Genomic DNA, 22,113 nt, shown 5'->3' on the forward strand with positions numbered 1-22,113 from the left:
TGTTTTATTTAGATTTAAACAATTGATTATTCGTATCTACGGGATTTCGCAAAGCTCTTATTACAAACCAAATACCTGCGAGGACAAATGGTATACTCAAGAGTTGCCCCATATTGAGACCTATCTGGTCTATCATATTGAGCTCCCATGGCTCTTGTACTATCTTGATTTTCTCTATGATAAAGCGAGATAAGAATATGCCTATAAGAAAAACACCGAAAATAAGCCCGGAGTAACGGCGAGCATCGTCACGTTTCCAATACATCCACATACAGACGGCAAAGACTATAAGGTAACAGAAAGCTTCGTAAAGCTGGGTGGGATGACACCCCAATACACCATCAGGGACAAGTGTCCAATATTCACGAGACCTCACAAATCGAAATCCGAGATCGCTACTGGTAGCGCGTCCGAAGATCTCGCTATTCATGAGATTGCCCAGTCTGATCATGGCAGCTACAACACCGGTAGGGACGGCCAAGCGATCCAGAGTCCAAAGCATGGGCTTGTGTGTGACTTTGCGTGAGTAGATCCAAACGGCAATAATGATACCCAACGTGCCACCATGGCTGGCTAAACCGCCTTCCCAAATAGCAAATATTTTGAGGGGATTGGCAAGGTAATAAGAAGGATCGTAAAAAAGGACATGCCCCAGACGTGCGCCTATAACAGTGCCAAATAACACGTAGTAATAAAGAGAAGCTATCCACTCAGGCTTGAGCTTTTCGTGCTTCCACATACGTTCCTCAATCCAAGGACCGAGAATAAGTAAACCTAAGGCAAAGAGGAGACCATACCATCTGAGATCATGACCAAATATGGTAAACATGGTAGGACTTACATCCCATGTAATTGCGCCGAGTATCATTTATCTGTCAAGATTAGTTAATTGAGTTTGTCAAAATTTAGGGTAGAAGTATATACCGTATCAGAGTAAGAAGGCGATAGCAGCCAAGAATTAGCCGGCCTCTCTATCGCCCTCGAAAACTCAAAAGAAAGAAATTAGCAAAGTTTTTGTATCCACTCTTCACGATCGCCGGGTAGAAGGTCTATCACGGGGATCTCCTGCATAGTATAGGCACCGGGCTGCTGCTTGCGACCGGCACGAGCCACAGCTACAAGCACCTGGGCTGTGAGAGCGGGATTATTGATGTGCATGTTGAACTCGAGCAACTGATTATGTGTAGTTCCGGATACACCCTTGCGGGTCATATTGACTCCGTGTCCCATATCGATGAGCTTGTTTACGTCGTCTACGATGGTTACGTGAGTTTCATCATGAGCAAAGTACTCGTCCTGCTTGATTGCCTTAGTTACCTCATCGGCCTTGGCTCCTTCCTGCAACTCCACATACACCATACGGCGGTGGATACCGGTACCGGTGGGGATAGTAACGGACAAAGCACCTTTGACACCATCGATAGCCTTGACAGCTACAGTGTGTCCCATGCTCATGCCTGGACCAAAGTTGGTATAAGTAATACCATGGGGTACTATGGCTTCCATAAGAGTGCGCACCACAGAGTCACTACCGGGATCCCAACCGGATGCTATAACGGCTGTGACACCATGCTTGCGGGCAGCCTCGCCCAAAGAACTGCGCAATGCCAATATATCCGTATGGATATCAAAACTATCTACAGTATGTATACCTTGTTCCAAAATAGCAAGAGCTGTTTTTTCTACCAAACGTGTGGGGGTACATAAAAGAGCTACATCTACGTCTCCAAGGTCTTTGATATCAGTAACCACATTATAGGGAGCAAGTTCCAAAGGTAGGTTTTCGATACTACGACGGACTACTCCGGCAATCTCAAAATCGGGGGCAGCTTCTAATGCCTGAATGGCATAGTGTCCAATATTTCCATAGCCGACTACAGCGGCTTTGATTTTCTTATTCATTGATTCAGTGTACGATTAATAGTAAATTGATTTATTGATAAATGTACATTGCAAAGATAACAATCTTATTGTAATTATAATATGCTGTATCCGCAAGAATCATAAGCTCTACACAAAGACCTATATTTACAATTATATACAATAAAAAAGGACTCCGAAATAAATCCGAGCCCTTTAATAATAATCTTAATTTTGTTAATTTTTACATTTTTTTCAACACATAGCTTGCTGCAAGCTCTCCTTGGACTTCTTTTTTGTCCTTGTCCAGCATAGTGATAATACCCTCTCCTACTTTGAAGAATGTCTTTTCTCCATCTTTAGAAGTCAGAGTTAATTCGTCACCATTGAGCTCTACAGTGCCGGTCTCATCGAACTTATTGGCATTTGCCTTTCCAAGATACTCGGAAGTCTTGGTGTAAGTATTATCTTTACTAAGCATGATGGTCGTCTTAATACCTTCACAATCAGCGCAGGGCAATACTCCTTCATAAGTACCTTCAATAGACGTTGGAGCTTGGGCAGTCTCAACAGTATCTGTTGCTAACGTTTCTACAGGAACTGTTGAGTCTACAACTTGAGCGTTTTCTTTTTTGCTACCATGACAAGACCCGAGAGCCACTGCTGCCACAGCCAATGATAAAATGATCTTTTTCATCTTTTAATTCGTTTTAGTTAGTTTAATTTAAATAAAATTCACATTAGGCGAATATATCATCATAACGCTCGGGATATATGTTTTAATATGTAAGAAATAAAAAAAATCAAAGTTTAGTTAAAAAATACTCGGTTTGTTGGGTTCAACGATAAGCTCATGTATGGGTCTCTTGGGCACATGATGGACACCATTTTCATCCCGCCAATACTTTACATCAGCCGGGCTTTGTGCTTCGTCTATGACTACTTCTTCCACCGGCTTACCCAAAGCAATAATACAATTGGGGAACAAATTATTGGGCAAATCAAACATACGCGCAAATTCCGCTGTACTAAAAGCCCTGAGTATGCATGCACCATAACCATCAGAAACAGCCATAAGAGTAATAGCTTCGATTTGGATACCTTCATCAAATCGTGCAGAGGAGGCAATATCTGTATCCAACAGTTGTATGAGATAGGCTGTAGGTCTTTCGCCTTCTGCCGGTCCCGCCCATTCTGTAAGATATCCTGCCCAGCGAGCATTGGCCGTTATCTGGTTGCAAACCTCCGGATCGGTCACAATAATGTACTTGAGAGGCTGTATGTTTCTCAACGATGAGGTATAGCGCACTACTGACAACCACCGCTCAATCTGAAGCCTCTCAATCTTAACCGTCTCATCAAAGCGACGAAACGTGCGATTGTTTTGGATCAATGCTTTTATCATAATAGGGAATTTATATATGAGATTATATAAGAATACTTACACACCATCTATTAAAAAGGATTTATAGACCTCAAACAGGGTGTTTGATTGTAATCTGTATCCTATTATTACAAATATAAGTATTTTTTCGTAAGGCCATGTCAGCACAGTTACAATTACCTATAGCCAATAGGATAAGACTACATAGATACTTATTTATAGGTATATGAGGCAATAATAATGCTATAAAATGGTGATTGACGTAGATATATAATCCCACTAATTTTGCTTCGATAAAACAAAATAATGCCTCATTATAAGAATTGAAAAGGGCAAAAGAATACAACACAATCAGAGACATCACTTATGAGCGCCGATATCAGAGTATTCCTACATCATATTTATGAATTTCAGAAAGGAGTGCGAAGCATGGTACTTTGCACGCTCCATAACGAAGAGATAGAATTTGCGTGCAACCGCCTTGCAAGCAAGGAAATTTGCTATTTCTTACAGCCTACGCCCAATAAAGAGAGGACTAACGTATTCTTTGGCAGAAAAGAATGTCTGGATGCGATAAGACTTTTTGCAGAAGGGCGTCCGCTAAACGAATTAAGTCCGGAGGAAGACTTTATAGTAGGAGCTCTTTTGGGCTATGATGTGTGTACTCAATGCAAGCGTTATTGCAGAAGGAAAAAAGTGGCAAGCTGATCTCTCGGTTCTTGTATTGCTGAGACTGCTCGAAAAGAATCATAGTAGTATCCTTTTTGACATCTTCATCTTCTTCCAAAATCCCAGAGAGATCCATAGACAAGATAAGATACAAGGCCAATCCATTGAATGCTATAATAAAGAACATACTCCACGAAAGCAGATTGATGCTTTTGACGATGGAACGATCCAGAGAAAAGCGATAAAATATAAGCCAACACAACACAATATGCAATGTAGCTACAGCCATGGATACCAGCCAAGTGAATCCCAATAAAGTAATAAGCCACGCAAGTGGCATGGCTACGCTATACTCGCGCACCAATAAACCATACTCCCTTTCGGTCAGTGACAATGAGAGAATCCGTGAAAGTCTCGAAACAGAGGCGACTAATACAATAATCCCCAACACATAGAATACTAAGAAAAGAACGCTGCGTAGATTCTCTGCATCCTTGTTCATCTTAAGACCAAAATTGAAGACCGGTTCCAGAACAAAACGGAGAACTAATACAATAAGGATAAATGAGTAGATACGTTTGCTTGTTTTGACCTCATCGACAAAAGAGATATCCTTCATCTTCAAGAATAGTAATCCAGCAAACAAATCTTTGATCATAAGCCAATAGCCTTTGAGTTTATCCCTGGTCGCACGTAGCGACTCTACAAAGAATTCATTAACAATAAGCTTCTTATATCCCTCCATAAATAAATCTACAATTGATTAAAATCCCTGCCGAAGTCGTCCCAACTCATAATTACAGCTCTCCAAACAGAATTATGGGAGCACGTAAAAGGATTTGATTAATAAACAATAAGTCACAATAATTTATCAGCTACAAAAGTAATGATTTTACATTTACTGGCAAAAGAGCCGATTATGAGTATCGTGACGAATCAACCCTTCGGCTCTCGATCATAAGCATACATTATATATGTATAACGGTTGATCAGCATTGTTGATCAAAAAGTATATGTCACACCAATATAATTAAACATATTCATCCAACACACAATTATGCAGTAAAAAAGGGGGAGAGTAAGTCCCCCTTTATCTTCTCAAAATTACCCTTCCATCATACTCCAAGTTCAGTAAACTTTTTGAAGAAATGTAATAATCCAGATAATCAAATTGTATAAACTCTACCAGAGCATTGGTTCGAATGTAGAATGTATACTTACTCCATGTGTTATCGACGTAAGAGATGTCTGTGTTGGGATTAAAAGTACCGGGAACAATTTTCAACCTTGAGGGATCGTTGATGGTACCATAAGTTCCATAATATTCCGAATAAAAGGAGATCAGGCCCTCAATTTTGATAGAATGCCTTGGCAAAACTCTATTAGGATCATCAAGCCACTCTTGTACAGTCTTTGTATCCTCATTGTCATACGTTACTTTACCATACGTATTGGATACCGTTCTGAGATAATATAGGGTAAAAGGTTTACTTTTATCAATATCATCTTTGACAATGATACGATAATGCCCCTTACCATCCAACATCTGTACTGAGATATTAGAATTAGCTCCTGTGTTATTATAAGAATAACGAATGTCTCCATCATAAGGGACATTTTGCACTCCACCTACAGGACCATATTTCAATTGCCCCTGCACCATGCTATAATTTCCCAGTGTCACCTTATCATCCTTATAATAATCCGACATGAGATTTATTGTCTCAAATGCATCATCATTATTTCTTATAAAATGAAGAGTTACTGTATTTCCTATTGATGGTGCATCCTTCACAGTATATTTATAAAAATATCTTTGATCTTTAACCTCCAATATCATTTGATCATTCTGTGTTAAATCCGGCGTAAGCTCCCTTGTTTCAATGTAGACCTCAAACGGAAAAGCTGTGGAAGGGATTGTTTGAGGAACTTCAAAAGACAAAGACACTTTATTACCAGTATAACGTCCGTGACTCACCAATTCTGGTTTGAATGAGTAAGGAGGTCGCAAAAACAGTTTAACTTTACGAGTGATAATATTGTCCGTATTGGATAAATTGGGTCTAGCCACAAGATTCATATCAAAGAGCAGTGTCCTATCTTGGGGTATTTTCTTAAATTTTACAGACAATTTACCTTTCTTATCATCTATAGGATCAGGTGTCATAGACCATGATTGTATATATTCATTTGAAGTATCCCATGAAGGATAAGCTTTTACATTATTTATACCATGGGTATAAAACACCTCTGCTTCATAGGCCGACGTAGCAGATACATACACTCCACCAAGCTTGGAAAGAGAGAATACAGCACTACCATCAGAGACAGATGGATAATTTGCCATCTCCACAGATGCAAAAAGATTGTTACCGGCAGGTTTAGATGCGGCTTCTTCCGGGGTCGCATACCCCTCGTTCAAAACAGATGACACCTTCACTTTGTAATGATGATTTCTAACTATATCATAAAGGGACGATATCCCTGTAGGTTCATCAAAATGCTTGAGTGCAACCTTGTAATACCCCATTCTTTTACCCTTATGCTGACCTTTAAAGAGTACAAACATAGGGCTATTGTCCGTATTATATCTTTCAAATACATCTATACCATTTAGGTAATCGGCAAAAGCCATCGGGCTTTTTTTTGACACATCAGCAGGGACTGTAGGGAGCTGAGGTACCAATGAAAATTCGTAAGAAAGATCTTCTTTAAACACAAATGGGGCTACAGAGGCCTTATCATAAGCATTGTAAACAGTAAACCCTGAATAATTGAAATCAGGAGCTACGCACTCTACCGAAATTCGAGCATTGTTTCTAAGCAATTTAACAACTTTATTATTAAACTGAATTGGCTGCAAACTCGAGAACTCAACTTTTCTCCAAAACTCCAATTTAGAGGAAATCATACCACCAATAAGTTGCCCCTCATCTTTCCCTTCCAAGAAATAATCTTGAGGGAAACCTGTCCAATCATGATTTGCAATAAAGTGTATATATCGTTTTTTGGAACTAGAAATTACATTTACAGAGAAATTCTTTACCACAGATATATAGTCACGTTTCATATCAGGGAGGTATGATTGGTTATCCATAGGCGATGTGCTATTGCCTCCTAATATAGCTTTGCGGCTGTAGAGGAACTGATGATTTTCATCGAACACCAATAATCTAAGATCTGTGATTTGATCTGGATTATCACCATTTGATTTCAATTCACACATGCTCATCCCATCAGCGTAAGCCCCCAAATCAACTTGGAATGATGTCCCTTCTGGCAGAACTTGACATTTTTTCGCTTGCGATAATTCGTCCTGAGAATTACATCCTAACAAAATGCTGACAAACAAGCCATATAAGAAGAATAAAGTTATTTTTATAGATTTCATAGCATCACTGATGTTTATAAGTATCAAATACACAACGCACATAGGGCTTCATCAGAATAGAAGTATTCGGGTAATATCCTAAAGTCCCATTATCAAGAGCTGTATTTGTAAGTCCGCTTTGTTTTTGAGCAGCAGTTCCCAAATACTTATTTGAAAATTTATAAGCAACACCCGTTTCTGCACTCCAATAAAATGCGCCCCATAAAAGGTTCTTCACAGCACTTGTAGGACTTGCCTGAATAGACTCTATGTATTCTAATTCAGCTGTTGTAGGAAGTCGCCAACGGCCTTTATATTTAAAGGTCTTATTAACCTTACGATATCCTCGCTGAATTTCATAATTGCCCGTACCGTTATTGTAGACTAATGTTTCAAGATATTCCTCATAAACACCGTCCATACCATATTCTCCTTCAAAATAGCTGGCACATCTATCAGCAGCGTATGTATAAGATGTATAATTAGGTTGATATTGATTTGAATAATTATAATTGTATTCTGACGGATCGTAATAAGGAGTAACATCACTAAACCTATCGGAATAGGGTCCATAACCAGCTCCAAACTCACTATTGCCCCACCTCTTGTAGCCACCGGAATATTGGTAAACCGCAGAAGACATACCATGCTGTGTTGCAACAATAAATTGAGGCGATATGATCTTATTAGCAATAAGATCGCTTTTTGTAGATCCATCACTATTAGTAGGATCACCGATCTTCTCATTACCCACATTTACAACAGTGGTTATCTTATAAAACACATCATTGGTCTGTGGCTTATATTCACCGGTAACAGGATTCGGAGCAATAACACCTAATATATCATGAAATCTAAAGTCTGCTCCTGAGACAGATGATGTGCCGCCTTTAAATCCCTCCGATTTCGTACCAGTTACATACTTAGGCGGATACTGTGTTACGTGTACTTGTTGAGATAGAGCCAGAGCCTCTTCGCCTGTAGGCATTACATGCTTTACAGTAAAATAAATATTAAAAGGGACATAATTTGTAGGAACAGAATGTTCTATTTTCAATATCTTACGGCTCAAAATACTTTCGTCATTAGTTATTTTAGTACCTCCAAAATTATTGGTGGAATGTTGACTATTATACACCCCATCCACATATATTATCATTTTCTGTCCATCATCTATATATTTGATTAGTCTCCCATATTCGTCATAATATTCATATTCTGTTCTATCTATTTTTATTTCAACCGGTAAATTGGATAGGTATTCTATCTCTCTGTAATTCTGATTAGGCATAATAGGAAACAGCTCTTTGACTACCAGATAGTGAGCACTTTTGATATTTCCGTCAATGTTTACATCAATCCAAGGCTGTACCGCTATCGAAGCGGAGAGGTCAATAGGCTCTTCTTCATCTTCTCCTCCGAGAATATTTACGGTACATACTATATCATACAGATAATTTCTCTGCAAGCGATACAACCCGGCCTGCTCTTCTTTCGACATATCCGGCATTGGGAATCTATAATTGATAGGTATCCTATAATAATAAGGCTTAGGTGACAAACCACCTGAAGACAGATTTATCTTGAGCAATAAATAGGTTTCGGACTCAGGATTATTTGTCCAGTCATTTTCATAAGCATAGAATGGAACTGAAGTAGAATAAAATAAGTTAGTAGTACTATTTTTGTCCGTATCATTTATTTTATCATGAAAAGCAATCATTTTCATAGGTCGATAAGCATCGGTTTTCCAGTCTGAGGATTGCATGTTATATAGAGCCGTCTGTAACAATGATGTCTTAGAAGCATAATGAACTAATTTCACTTCCGGGTCACCTACAATATTATAAGTAACCTCTACTCCATTTTGTCTCGACTTCACATTGAAATTTTTGACCCGAAGTCTCACTTTTGCAGCAGCCCTCCTAAGCATAATATTATTGGGTATAGTGTATTTATAACTATCACCCCATGTTATAGTGGATGTATCAACTTCTCCATCCATTAAAAACTTCATTTGTGCTATATCAGGAGTATTCAACTCAACAGATTCTTGTACTAGAGATTTCAAACCATTATAATCAATTGATTGCGGTATGCTGATAGTATGATTTGCGACAATAACTAACCTAAGAGACTTTCCTTCAATCTGAGAGATTTTATCTCTTGAAACTATAGCTGTAATTACTGCGGACCGAGATTCGCCCGTCTTTTTTAAAAATTGTGGCTCCACATGCCAGTTGAGGGTACCGTCAGTATTAAAAAAGAAAACATCTATGTTTTCAATTTTGTCCTCATTAAGACTACTGTATTTATTGCCTGGTTCTGTTGCTCGGAGGCTACCTGATCCGGCACTGTGATGACCTATAGTTCCCCCGATAGTAATATTTATCTCTATGGACTTAGCTCCGATAGGAGCTTCGAAGGGTTCCATATGATCATGATTCCTACAAGCACAAGTAAATATGCACACGAGTATTATCAGGGATAAACGAGTAAGAAGGTGTTTCATTTTAACTATCTAATCAATCTCTTTGATAAAAAATTTTCTTTTTATTCCACTTGTTTAAATACAAGTCTTCTAGTAGGACCTGACTCAATCCCATCAGCAGCAAGTTTAGATGACAATTGTATTTCTTTGCCATTTATGGTTATGTACAATTCCGTGAGTTTAGGTGTTCCGTCAAACGGTCTTAAAGGAACGACATAAAAGCAATACACCGTTTGATCATCAGCTATACCTCTAACACCGGGCTTCTCATTGGCGGCAACATCCAGGTCACTATCTGGTAGAGGCTGAAGTACGAAATCTAATCCATTTGTTAAAGAAGCTTGCCAAATCCCTCCTTTAGGAGCTCTCATTCTGAATTTTATCTTAGCTTTGCTTTTCCCATTCAAAAGAATTGTTTTACCATCAGGCATCCACTGTCCATTTTCTGGAAATGATACAAAAGCAGTATATTGAGGTTCGCCAAATACTATTTCCGAATCAATAAGATTCCATGGCAGGACTTGGAGCGTAACGTTTATTTGTCTAGCATCCGCTTTGACATGGACATTGAAATGATAATGAATATTGCGAATAACGTCGAAGTTTGGAGATTCAGAACTTACAGAAGCTGTCGCATATTCCAAATATGTCCCATTATTAGGAGCATCGGTTACTATAGGAATAAGTTGCTCTCGTCCAGCGTGTGTGACCAATTTAAGATACACAATCCGATCCTGCCCAGTACTCCAAACCACTCGGTCTGATAATGGGAACAGTTTTTCCGGAATATAAACCTTGGCTGTACGCTCTCCGTTTACCCCTATATCAGATAGTTGGAATGTAACAGGTATGCTCTTTGATTCATATACTGCTCCGGTATTCAACTGTTGCAAACTGTATTGAGAAGGGGCATTATAGCATAATGCACTTTTTATATCTTTTGCTCCTTCCCCTTTCAATGTCAAAGATATTTTGGCACACGCACGTACTAACCCTACTTTATCATCCACGTCTTGAATTCTAAGTACCCCTTTACCGAAACGGCTGACCGGTGCAAAAGGCTCATTTAGAGCAGATCTTGCAGGTCTGAAGACAAAAGGTGTAATATCTGAACCGTCCCCAATCAATTGATTGTAATAAACACGCGCCATGGGCAAAGCAAATCCATTATTGGCGGTCTCGTTATGTTCGAAATAATGGGTTTTATTCAGATAATCGTATACCTGTGAACGCGTTACAAGATTTTCCAAATCACTCAATGGCACATTAGCGATAAAGATTATATCGTTATACCCTTTGATTACCTTAACTTTGAAGTCTAGCTGAGACAATGGGATAGCTGTCGGATTTGAAGTAAGAGCATCTTGCGCCTCTACATGTTCAAAAGCGAATCTGTCATTACGTCCCGTAGGGAATACAATCATAGCTAATGAGGTTACCCAATCCTCATGATCTACATTATCGGTATTAATTGAAGTGAATGATTGGCTACGAAACTGTGCATGCATAATAGTTTCTTCAGCATTCAACGATTTATCCAAGTTATCCATCGTACATGAAGAAAATAAGCAACAAAAACAAGCAATCAATATAATATATCTATTCATAGATTCTTAATATTTCAAGAAATAAAAGATAAAATACCTCAATAAAAACACTATTCTCCAAACACAACATCGTAGCTATGTACTAACCAATCATTAATCCATAATTGCGATGCCTGATATAATTCAGGACAATCACATTTACGTACTTTTAATTTCACATCAAAGTCGTTAAGGCAACGAAGATTGATATTCTCGGTGCTCGGGCTCAATAAAATAGCCCCTACAAGATCCTCCATAAAAATCACTTTTCCGGTATTTTTATTTTTTACAGTAAGTATACTGTTCCTGCCACTTTCCAACTTGAGAGTAGAGAATCGGGCTACAGCATCCCCCGTCTCTGTATATCGCATGATTGTAGGATAATGCACTACTTTATCAGGCATTACAGCTCCGCAAACCGTGTATGATGTATTATTAGAACTAAGCTCTATTATATAATCCTTAGGTGTCAAAAGGCCTGTCACAGTCACACAAATCCGGTTAGTTATCTCTCGTATATTTGCTTGGGTATGTACAAAAAACATCTCTTCATTATCTCCCACCTGCACAGTAGGTGTACTTCCTACATATACCTGATGGCTATCCAAGGTCACAGCACTTTTTTGGTCTTTCTTTAGAGCTAACAGTAAATCAGCCTTAGTGCTTTTACCGACAATAAGCTGTTGGGTTCTAAAGTGATTGTCTACATTTGCCCACACTACAAAAGAGTAGTACCCTTTTCTAACCAAAGGGAATAGTATTTCATGATCTTTACTCAATAGAGGGGCTTCAACATCAACAGTACTCACATATCTATCATTCTCATCAAAGGCATATATTTGGAGTTTCTTCACACTAGGGTACAATGGCTGACTGGCACATTCCGTCTGTTCATATACATGGATGTAGACTCCGATAGGACAAGATTTTAAATTGTCGTATATCATTCTGTCACACGATAATATACCAACACCTAGTAGAAGTAATCCTATAATAGAAGCATATATTTTTGAGATGCGATTCATTTGTAATACCGTTTTATTTAATAACTTATTGACACATAGGTAGAGAAGCGAAGCATATAGCTACCTGCTCATAAGGCGCCATGCACCTCACTTCTCTTCTTTACACGACAGGATTTAGATAATCCCTAATATTGATAAAAGATTAGAATTTAATATCATAGGAATGCATACCCCAATTGATCACAGTTATCTCTGTAGCCATATAAGTTTCTTGATCATAAATGGGATCTTCAGGCTTTGGAGTAGGGTCGTCTGGATCCGGCTTATTAGGATTATTAGGATCAGGATTATATGGGTTACCGGAAAATCCAAGCTTGCTAAAGCCTGCAATATTCACATGGTAAATATTATTACGGTATACGGGAGAATTCTTCCATTCTGTTGCATCTATAGAGTCTGGATTCAACCAAGCAAAATAGTACATCTTTCCTGTCTTATATTCGATGACTCCATCTTTTGAAGGATCAGACTGTTTATTCGCAGCCTTGGCTTTCTCTTTATTTACATAAAATTTACCATCGATCGTGCCCAAGTAAATTGTTTGATCCTTCATATAACTTTCCTTTTCTCCAGAAGCAAAAGCATTATCATCAGGAACAAAAGTTCCGGTTACCATCACATAAGTGGTATTGCCCCTCCTATACCCGGTCTCGAGAGCAGTATCTCCAAGCTTACTTCCAGACTGATGAGTGGTTTCCGTTATAAACTTCATCTCAGATTTTACTATTTGCTTAATATTCTCGTTATTATTCACATTACGAGTAAAAGCCCCTAGTACAAAGCTATTTTGGAGTAATGAATAATCATAGTGCATTCCTGCTGTTACTTGATTATATGATCCTAAAGCCGGGATATAGTCCCAATGGGGGGATCTACCATCATTGTTTGATAATAAAAATGATGTCTTCTCATATTGAGCCACCGTCCATTTTAAATCCTTGATTTTTCCCAAGGTTCTTTCAGTCGTAGTCTTAATTTCTACCCCCGAACCCTGATTCAATGACTCATTTATCGTTACAGCCGTACGAGATACGGCACGACGGACATTTACTTTGACATTATTTTTTGTTTTAGCATCCCCCTCTTTCACATTCTGTGCTATCACAGCATCCACTGGTTCACCACTCATTATAACCACGTCTTTGCTATTTTCCCTTTTGGCATAATCAGCAAGAATTCCACCATTAGTATTCTTTTGAACCATGTCATAAGCCTTCCTATATTCAGAGTCAAAATTATCAGCTGTTGCTGCATTTAAAGCGCTTTTAACAGCACCTCCATTATTCACTACTACATAAACTTTCTTATTTCCCGGTATCGTTTTCCATGCATCAGTCTCATATGTTCCATCGTTTGCATTGGTTGCAGCTGCTTTTACTGTAACAGTCCTGTGCTCAACCGTCTTATCCCCATTGGCTATAAGATAGATATCAACACTTTTAATATCATCTTGCCCTTCCCAATTCCCTAAAGAATTATAGTTGGAACTTTCTGCTCTCATCTGTGCAGGCACCTTAAGCGATACGCTCATGTACGTAGAACCATCAGTATTAGAAGTGAGGTCTGTGTTGTTTACATCTTTGGAACATGATGTAAGTCCCAATAAAAGGGCGCAAATACTTGAAAACAAGTAGTGTTTAATCTTCATAATTTTAAAACGTTTAAGTATTTATTATTTTCCTAACTGCTTTTCATTATAAAATTTACATGATGACATAATGTATTATACCAACAGCAATCCAATAAAATAACCCGAACAGCATACAAATAAATATTCACTTATAAATCTGCTGTTTACACAATTATAAAATTCTTTTGTTAAGGGTGTAAAACATCCGAGTACACAATATGCATACCCTTTCTAAAAAAATATATGTGAAGAGCCGTGTGACAGAAGTATCAAAAACGACTACAGTAGAGAGTTTCTCCCATATAACAAGTACCCAAAGAAGTGTACAACACAACAACATGTTATCCAAAGAATATCAGCGTGTTTGTTACTTCAACATTTGAGTTGTTAAAGGTGGCAAGTCCGTTATTCGTAACAAAATGTGTATGCAACTCGACAAAAACTCGAATAGCTCCTACATCAATTCGACGTCAAAATTATGCCATATTAGTAAATAAACAAAACCAATATGTTAAAATATACAAATTAATGTGCATAATACACAAACGCAATATCACTTGAATAACATTGCATAACATTCTAAAAATAAGATAATAAGAAATCTGTATAGCCTTAAAATCAGTCAAATAGAAATTAAATGACATTTTTATTAATCTAATTATTAAGAATATGCAAACGCAACTCATAATTTGAATTATTAATACCAAATAAACACTAAAATCAAGTATTACCAAGCATAACAAAATGTGATTTAATCAAGAATTACGATTAATAAGAAATATTTCAGTCATGTAAATTCAGATAAAAATAGAGAAAACTCGATATTTAACATAGTTTAACTACATAAAGATAAATAAGGCTTCAAATAAAAAAGATATTTTGTAAAATAAACACTCTAATTACAATATGAAAATGCGCATTTTTAATAAAAAACAGAATATAAACACAACTTTGGATAATAAAAGAATGAGTTAAAAGTTCAAAAATAATCCATTTTTGGACTAATAAACAACTCTATCGCACTCTAGGGAGTTATCAAAATAGTTTAAAATATACAAACATTGCTTATATATACAAGAACATATAAAACAATAATATAAAACACGCATTAATATCAAAGTAATAATTACTGTATAAAATAAACAACAATAAATAAAAACCCAGAGATAAAGTATGCAAACTCCAAAGGAGTGAAATATACGCCAAAAACACCCCAAAAAGAGAAGAATGAAGAGAGCCCTTGACAAAAACACATATTTTAACAAATAAAAAACGATCAGATGAGGCTTTTCCTTGTATTAAAAGGGAAATGTAAAGAATATGGCATAGGTTTTGTTTTAGTCATACCACAAAACAAGCTTAACATATTATCAACTACTATGCCACTTAAAAATCCAGCATTTATAAAAGGTTTCTATATAAAAAATCAAAGTGAAATAACAGTAAACACACAATAATCATTATGTAAAAAAAATAAAAAAACACCAAAGTATAAAAAAACAGAGATTGTTATTAAGAACAAGTCTAAAAAACAAAACCGTGAGCATTTAACAATAAACGCATGATAGGCAGGGGGTGTTTCATGAAATATTAAATAAATGCACGGTATAAATAACAACATTACACAGTAACAAGGCCAATAAACATGAAATATCATAAAGTGGTGGCAGCTAATAGAAGTGTGTAATATATATACTCTTTTGATAAGCAAAAGATCAAACAAGATGTAAAACGTTGTTTTTAGATATTTTTCACAGAAGAGGGGGTTATCTGCTATTTACATCAAGTATATTTGTAAAGAATTTAAGATAGGGTCGCCGCCTTACCCTTATCCTGCTAGATATACAAACCATATAGCAAAGAAATAATGTCAATAAAAACACATTCTAACTATAATAATAAAAACCTCCTATCTTCTTATTACATCTATGTACCCAATGTAAATCCATAATTTGCTCATAGGAACAATATGTATTTTGCGCCACGAAAGTTCCATCAATTGTACATAAACATCATACCTATAATGCAATGGTAATAGACTTGTCATATACGGACGAAAGACCATGATACTTGGGAGCCAACCCTATCATATAAGGACAACAATCCTATCTACAATAGCAAAAAGAATCATCATACAAGGACAATAATCTCATCTACAAGGATGGGATAGGTATCTCCTACACAGATGGTAAACTTATCATACACGGACAATAGACCTATCATACACGGAGGGTAAACTTATCGTACACGGACAACAATCCTATCTACACGGACAACAGACCTATCATATACAAACTGCCGCTATTATATACATAAAATGCAGCCCTTATACACAAGGACTGCAATATTTATAGAATAGAAAAAGGGTAAGAATATTTCTCAAAGTATGGCTAACATGATGAAAAATATTTTTGAGAGAGTACTGTAAAATCATCAAAAGTCACAGATAATCAACTTATGTACCCGGGGTCCTATACGCCGTAGAGAAATCCGACATGAGGCAATGACAAGGAGACGGATACGGTTGCATCGTCAAGCAAAGGGCATCCGAACATGAGATAAGACAACACCAACCTTAATGATGGAATACCGGAGTGGTGACGTCTCTTTCAGCGGACGAACACTCCGCGCATGCTCGTTCCATATATATGGATAATATCCGAGCAAAAGACTCATCCATCTTTTCTACTACCATGTAGGCTGCATTCTTAGTCTTATGAGAAGAATAGGATTTCTCAATAAAACCGCGACTAAAATACAAAGCAATGACGATAAAAAGCTGCAATATAATTGACAATATAATATCCATACACGATAAATATAAACTACTACAAATATACAACTCTGAAGTACCCTTTGTCAATAGGTTCCTCAAAAAACAAGAAAAACACAAGCTATAATACTAAATAGTCGTTCCTTAAAAAGCACATTTCAGCGAAAACTTCTCCATTGGGAGTGTTTCGCTGATTTTGTTTATTAGGTACAAAAGAAGTTTCATGGCTCTTTTGAAGTTATATGCCGCAGCAGCTAACATTACATTGATAGCATCCCCGAAGAGCCCTTTGTAAAAGTTACGTCCCAAGCGATAATCTGACTTCAAATGTCCGATAGTTGGTTCTATTCCTGCACGCTTGCAGAAAAGTCGATACTTCTTTTTACGTTGATAATAACTGTCTTTTGCTTTTGGAGTGTCAGGAATCAATATTTGCGTACCGTTTATTTCTTTTTTCCCACGGTAACCTCTATCTCCCGCCAGTTTCTTAATCCTTTCTCCCGTGAGTCTCTTCACCTGATCGAGGCTTTGCTCTATGGTATGTCCGTCGTACTCATTAAGGAAAGAAGAGGCCCCCAAAATCACTCCCGTCATGGAGCGTATAATCGAGACTTTATTTCCAAACTCATATTTTTTGTGCTCCTTACCTTTACTGATGCATTGAACATCCGGTTCATGAAGAGAATAAATCTTTTGAGTGGAATTACGCCGTTGCCAAAGAATCCTTTCAAAGAGGGAAATGAGTTTGTCGTACTCCCTGTTATTACCCGGGTTTCGTTTAAGTTCCCGAACCAAACGTCCGGCTATTGTTCGTAACCGCTTATCCGCTTTAAGAGCTTTCTTACGGTTCTTGGAATGGTTACGAAAACGTTGATCCCGATAAATTCTTTTCAATACGAAAGTATAGCTTTGACGAATGGGCAGATTGAGAGCCCTTGCGATTTTGAGAACCTTGCCTACTATCTTCTTATGCAACTTGGCATCTGTAGGATAAGTCACATTCTTTTCCTGCACGGTGGAGTCTATAAAAGCGGTATCGTGGTGATCATTCTCAGTTTTGTCATCATTCACACGAATACTTTCTGCAAGAATAAGCTCTATCCCTTTTTCGCCGATACGTTTGCGGAAGTGAACCAGTTCCGAGGCATTGCAGGGAAAGGAGGGTGTAAACTCCTGCATGCCACAAAAATATTGAAAATAAGCGTTCTCACTCCATTGTTCTACAACAGATTCATCTGAAATATTGCGCAAATGCTTGAGAATTAAAAGACCACACATTAAACGAATAGGCTTGCCGGGACGACCATTGTCTGGGCAATACAAGGAAGAAAAAGCCTCTTCGAACCTTTTCCAATCGATTTTATGGGAAAGTTTATACAGAGGATGTTGCTGGTTGAGCAAATCGTCCAGCGAAGAGAACAGTGATCGAACTGTTTGAGTAGGGCGTATCATAAAAAAATCTGCAAGTTTCTACATCCAAAGATACAAAAACTTGCAGATTTATCAAAGAACAGAAGAGTGTAATTTACTGTATATCAGAAAATAAATACGATTTTAAGGGACGACTAAATACTAAGCTCTAACCCCACAATATAATTAAGATAATCTGCAACTCAGGACTTAGGACCCTTTATAACCCAAAATAAGGGCACAACTCAGTATAATCACGATATATCTCGATTATTACAGAGTTGCCCCTTATCAAACAGACTATGCTGCATTATGTGCCTATCTGCTCAAAAATCCTGAGGAATAAGTGCCTGTATGAGGAGAAAAAAACACAAGCAATGTCCGTATAGAGTGAGACACCTGAAGGTGTTAAAACCAAAGCTGGCCTGACTCAGGATCCACATCACCCGTGATGATAGCATAGATATCATTGAGTGCATCCTTCCATGTGATACCATAGGCATGCGCTATTGATTGGAGGAGTTTCATCTCATCCGCAGGGATATCTTTTTCAGGGGTTGTGGGCTCTGCATCATTTATACTTTCCAACTGATTGGCATAGACAATTACGGGGATAGATATTTTCAAATCCCATAGATCTCTTTGACGCTGAGCTTTGCTAGGCTCATAAAAAGGAGAGGTCTTGCCATGCTCATCAAATTTTGATTTTGCAGCATGCATGAGCTCAATATTCATATTAAATTGCTTGCGGGTTTTGAGGAATGTGAAATACCCCTTGAAACCAATAGGGTTTTTATCTCCGGACAATTTACCTTCCCCCGAGTGCATGGTCTTGTCCCAAGGCGTAGTGTCGCAATACATATATTTGTACAAAGACTTAGCATCATTATCGGTAACTTCTTTGACTCCGTCAAAGGTAGGCTCCACATTGCGAGGAATGAAAAAGTGCTGGTGTATTTTATCTTGCCCGTTCTCTACAAACTGACTGTTCATGAGTTCACCTTTTACATTATAATAATAGATCCATAGGCCATAGACTTGTCCCCCAATAGCGTTTTTGCCCACGCTTCTCACCAAGAATTTCTTAGGGCTGTCATCAGCAATCTTCCAACCTTCCTTTGTAAGATTGAAAGTGATTTGCTGTTTTCTTTTCAAATATTTTACACCTTCCACGTCGGGATTCTGATGGAAGGAATAAGTCCCGTGGAGATGCCCATCGACCAGCAGGATCACAGCCTTTACCGGATCTTCATGATCCTTGTGAATGACTTCATTGGAAGCAGTAACAGGGTCTTTTTCGCATGAAGCGAAACCAACAACCATCATGGCACTAAGCAGTGCCAGCGTAAAAAATCTTAATACTTTTTTATTCATAATTCTATATTTATAATAAGTGTTAGAAAATCCAGTTTATCGCCACTCTCACATCACGCCCCATATCATGAGCATAATAGCGAGATCTATTGGTGTATTCTTTGTATTGTTTATTGAGTAGATTGTCCGCCGCTATGAGCACTTTTACTTTACTCTGATGCGGGAGCTGCCACTGACAACCGGCCTCTATACCCAGTAAGTGATAGGAGGGCGGAGAATAGGGAATAAGATCGGTACGAGGGTCGAAACGTGTTTGCTTAGCCACAAACCGATGATGTACTGTGATATAAGGGGACTCCCCTTTGAGGCGCCACGGCAAACGCCATGTAAGTGAATGGTCGAGCTTGGGCGCAGGTATATAAGGCAGATAGTTGTGAGTAGCAGACTCATTGGCCCAGATAAATGATGAAATCATATGATAAGACCACTGAGAGGCAATGTCCCAAGTAAGATCAAGATCAAGACCTCGAAACAAGGCCTTGGTTTGTTTATAGCGAAACACGGGATAAGCCCCTGACACCACGGTCATAATCTGCGTTGTAGGCTCATCATAGATATAATTATTGATCTACTGCACATATCCATCCAGCATGATGCGTAGTTGATCAGTCTTATAAGCTAGAGAAGTGATCCACTTATAGCTTTGCTCGGAGCGGAGGGTGGAGTCGCCCACCATATACATGCCCGAGCCATGCTCCAGTCCATTGCTGTACAACTCATGCACATGGGGAGCTCTCCATGCTACCCCCATATTGGAAGTAAGGCTCCAGCGGGAGGACAATACATATCTTGTACCCAAGCTGTAAGTAAAGTTGGAGAATCGCCTATGCCCGCCATACCTGCGGCCATAAGCATCAAAACCATCGGCTCTGGTATCCTGAAAGTCGAGTCTGGCACCTGCCTCTACATTCCACCTGCCACTGCTATATTTCTGAATGCTGTATATACCCCATCCCCATTCCGTATAGTTGGGTATTACAGGTACAACACCCGTACCGGGTCTATTGGAGTTGTTGAGGTAAATACTCTGAGCACCTATCCTGGTATGCCACGATGCATGATCAAGATCCCATCTGACCTGGTTCTGCAGGGAGTTGAGTCTGAGACTAAGCCCGGGTACATGCGAAAGGTTGTTCCGTCTGATATGATATTCGTTTCGCCTATCTGCCTGATAAGAAATTTGCCACGAGAGCTTACCCCAATTATCGGATTCGTAGTAAGCCTTGCCATAAACCAAGTGGTGCACCACATGCTGTTTGGGAATAATAATCTTGCGAGTATAAGGATCGACCTGCACAGGATAGCCAATGGCAATTCTTTCTTTGAGAAGGTCTATATCGCCCAGCTGGGCACTGAGCATCACTCCTGTCTCAGAGTCATATCTGCTATAATATGCCTCCACCCCATATCTGTACTTGTCCATACCCAAGGACATCGAAAAGTTTTTCTCTCTTACTCCCGTATTATTAAGGAGATAATTAGCTGTAGCTCTATCTCCGCCATTGATGTATGTACCTTGAATATTCCACGCAAAATCACGTGCAAAAGGCACAGCACCCTCAACATACCCGGACAGCACATAGCGATGTCCATTGGAGCCGTAGAGGCTTGAGACTTTGCCATGAACGTCTTGCAGCCTATAGGGCAACAGCCTATTATTCATCACAACAACACCTCCCAAGACCTCCGCTCCATAACGCACAGCATCAGCTCCTTTGACAACCTCTATGCTGCCCGAGGTATTCATGTCCAGCTCGGGGGCATGATCATCCCCCCACTGCTGCCCCGCTTGTCTTACACCATTGTTGATGATGAGGATACGATTGCCGTACATGCCCTGTATCACAGGCTTGGCAATCGTAGTACCTGTCTGTATGGAGCTCACTCCGCTTACTTGTTCCAGAAGAGAAGCCAGAGTTTTGCCCAAGGCCTTGTCTATCTGTGACGAGGTGATACGCTTGTGCACGGCATTCACCGTTATGGGCGCTTTGTCCGAACTCACTATGACTTCTTTGAGCTTATTGAAATTCGCGGACATCCTCACAATGCATACCTTGCCGGGAGTTATGGCTGTGACAGACATCATCACAGAAGTATATCCCAAGCAACGGATCTCAAAATTGCCTGACAGCTTTGTAGAAGTCGGTATGACTATATCGCCATACTTGTCGGGCGTAAAATATTGCTTTGCAACATATACAAATGCAGCATCTACGGGTTCGCCACTATCTTGGTCTATGATACGTAAAATATAGTTAGTCGCAGGCCGATGCTGCTGGGCATGTACATACCCATACGTCATAATCCATAGAAAGAGAGTAAACAAACCACAAAGAAAGACTCGATACATCTTATTATGCTATGATTAAACAAGTTAAAGAAACTGTATTATAAGGAGTAATCCATGATCAATAATACCCAAGCATGGATACGGCAGGGGAGCAATAACAAAATTGCACCTTATTCGGGGCAAGTAAGCATAGCTCATGACGTAGCGCTGACCGCAAGTATTATAACATCAAAGGACACCTTGACTAAATC

At 38.7% G+C, this 22,113-nt stretch carries 16 protein-coding genes; 1 reads left to right on the forward strand and 15 read right to left on the reverse strand.

Going from position 1 to position 22,113, the window contains the following annotated elements; genetic code table 11:
* Window positions 1-4: 4 nt before the first annotated feature.
* The 4 genes from lgt to VYJ22_RS11300 form a co-directional block, all read right to left on the reverse strand.
* Window positions 5-868 carry a prolipoprotein diacylglyceryl transferase gene (gene lgt / locus VYJ22_RS11285; protein ID WP_329904182.1) on the reverse strand — a complete coding sequence of 288 codons (864 nt, stop codon included), beginning with the start codon at window positions 866-868 and terminating at the stop codon, window positions 5-7.
* Window positions 869-1,002: 134 nt separating this feature from the next.
* The gene (locus VYJ22_RS11290; RefSeq protein WP_329904184.1) at window positions 1,003-1,902 is read right to left on the reverse strand and encodes a diaminopimelate dehydrogenase; all 900 of its coding nucleotides are present in this window, start codon (window positions 1,900-1,902) and stop codon (window positions 1,003-1,005) included.
* A 202-nt stretch (window positions 1,903-2,104) separates the two neighbouring features.
* Window positions 2,105-2,557, reverse strand: coding sequence for a copper resistance protein NlpE (locus VYJ22_RS11295; protein ID WP_329904186.1), 453 nt, complete (start codon window positions 2,555-2,557; stop codon window positions 2,105-2,107).
* Window positions 2,558-2,674: 117 nt separating this feature from the next.
* The gene (locus VYJ22_RS11300) at window positions 2,675-3,265 is read right to left on the reverse strand and encodes a nitroreductase family protein (RefSeq protein ID WP_329904188.1); all 591 of its coding nucleotides are present in this window, start codon (window positions 3,263-3,265) and stop codon (window positions 2,675-2,677) included.
* 345 nt (window positions 3,266-3,610) lie between these two features.
* Between VYJ22_RS11300 and VYJ22_RS11305 the strand changes: the two genes are divergently transcribed.
* Window positions 3,611-3,952 carry a DUF2023 family protein gene (locus VYJ22_RS11305; protein ID WP_329904189.1) on the forward strand — a complete coding sequence of 114 codons (342 nt, stop codon included), beginning with the start codon at window positions 3,611-3,613 and terminating at the stop codon, window positions 3,950-3,952.
* On the opposite strand, the gene VYJ22_RS11310 is transcribed toward VYJ22_RS11305, so the two are convergent.
* The 11 genes from VYJ22_RS11310 to VYJ22_RS11360 all read right to left on the reverse strand — a co-directional run bounded on the left by VYJ22_RS11310 (window position 3,873) and on the right by VYJ22_RS11360 (window position 21,874).
* The gene (locus VYJ22_RS11310) at window positions 3,873-4,658 is read right to left on the reverse strand and encodes a hypothetical protein (protein ID WP_329904190.1); all 786 of its coding nucleotides are present in this window, start codon (window positions 4,656-4,658) and stop codon (window positions 3,873-3,875) included. The two genes, VYJ22_RS11305 and VYJ22_RS11310, sit on opposite strands and share 80 nt — an antisense overlap.
* A gap of 345 nt (window positions 4,659-5,003) precedes the next feature.
* Window positions 5,004-7,304 (reverse strand): hypothetical protein, encoded by a 2,301-nt coding sequence (locus tag VYJ22_RS11315; protein WP_329904192.1) that lies wholly within the window; start codon window positions 7,302-7,304, stop codon window positions 5,004-5,006.
* A gap of 4 nt (window positions 7,305-7,308) precedes the next feature.
* Window positions 7,309-9,795 carry a fimbrial tip adhesin FimD gene (gene fimD / locus VYJ22_RS11320; RefSeq protein WP_456238422.1) on the reverse strand — a complete coding sequence of 829 codons (2,487 nt, stop codon included), beginning with the start codon at window positions 9,793-9,795 and terminating at the stop codon, window positions 7,309-7,311.
* Window positions 9,796-9,836: 41 nt separating this feature from the next.
* Window positions 9,837-11,381, reverse strand: coding sequence for a hypothetical protein (locus VYJ22_RS11325; RefSeq protein ID WP_329904194.1), 1,545 nt, complete (start codon window positions 11,379-11,381; stop codon window positions 9,837-9,839).
* A 50-nt stretch (window positions 11,382-11,431) separates the two neighbouring features.
* Window positions 11,432-12,385: a FimB/Mfa2 family fimbrial subunit gene (locus tag VYJ22_RS11330; RefSeq protein ID WP_329904195.1), complete on the reverse strand. Its 954-nt coding sequence runs from the start codon at window positions 12,383-12,385 to the stop codon at window positions 11,432-11,434.
* Between the two features lie 142 nt (window positions 12,386-12,527).
* Window positions 12,528-14,033, reverse strand: a complete 1,506-nt coding sequence (locus VYJ22_RS11335; RefSeq protein ID WP_329904196.1) for an Mfa1 family fimbria major subunit — start codon at window positions 14,031-14,033, stop codon at window positions 12,528-12,530.
* A 2,557-nt stretch (window positions 14,034-16,590) separates the two neighbouring features.
* Entirely contained in the window at window positions 16,591-16,824 is a 234-nt protein-coding gene (locus VYJ22_RS11340) for a hypothetical protein (RefSeq protein ID WP_329904197.1), read from the reverse strand.
* A 108-nt stretch (window positions 16,825-16,932) separates the two neighbouring features.
* Window positions 16,933-18,240 (reverse strand): IS5 family transposase, encoded by a 1,308-nt coding sequence (locus tag VYJ22_RS11345; RefSeq protein WP_329904199.1) that lies wholly within the window; start codon window positions 18,238-18,240, stop codon window positions 16,933-16,935.
* A 366-nt stretch (window positions 18,241-18,606) separates the two neighbouring features.
* Window positions 18,607-19,572, reverse strand: coding sequence for a hypothetical protein (locus VYJ22_RS11350; protein ID WP_329904200.1), 966 nt, complete (start codon window positions 19,570-19,572; stop codon window positions 18,607-18,609).
* Window positions 19,573-19,594: 22 nt separating this feature from the next.
* Window positions 19,595-20,101, reverse strand: a complete 507-nt coding sequence (locus VYJ22_RS11355) for a hypothetical protein (protein ID WP_329904201.1) — start codon at window positions 20,099-20,101, stop codon at window positions 19,595-19,597.
* Between the two features lie 39 nt (window positions 20,102-20,140).
* Window positions 20,141-21,874: a TonB-dependent receptor gene (locus tag VYJ22_RS11360; RefSeq protein ID WP_329904202.1), complete on the reverse strand. Its 1,734-nt coding sequence runs from the start codon at window positions 21,872-21,874 to the stop codon at window positions 20,141-20,143.
* Window positions 21,875-22,113 lie beyond the last annotated feature (239 nt).

It is taken from the genome of Porphyromonas pogonae (assembly GCF_036320655.1).
In the GTDB taxonomy this organism is placed as follows: domain Bacteria; phylum Bacteroidota; class Bacteroidia; order Bacteroidales; family Porphyromonadaceae; genus Porphyromonas; species Porphyromonas pogonae.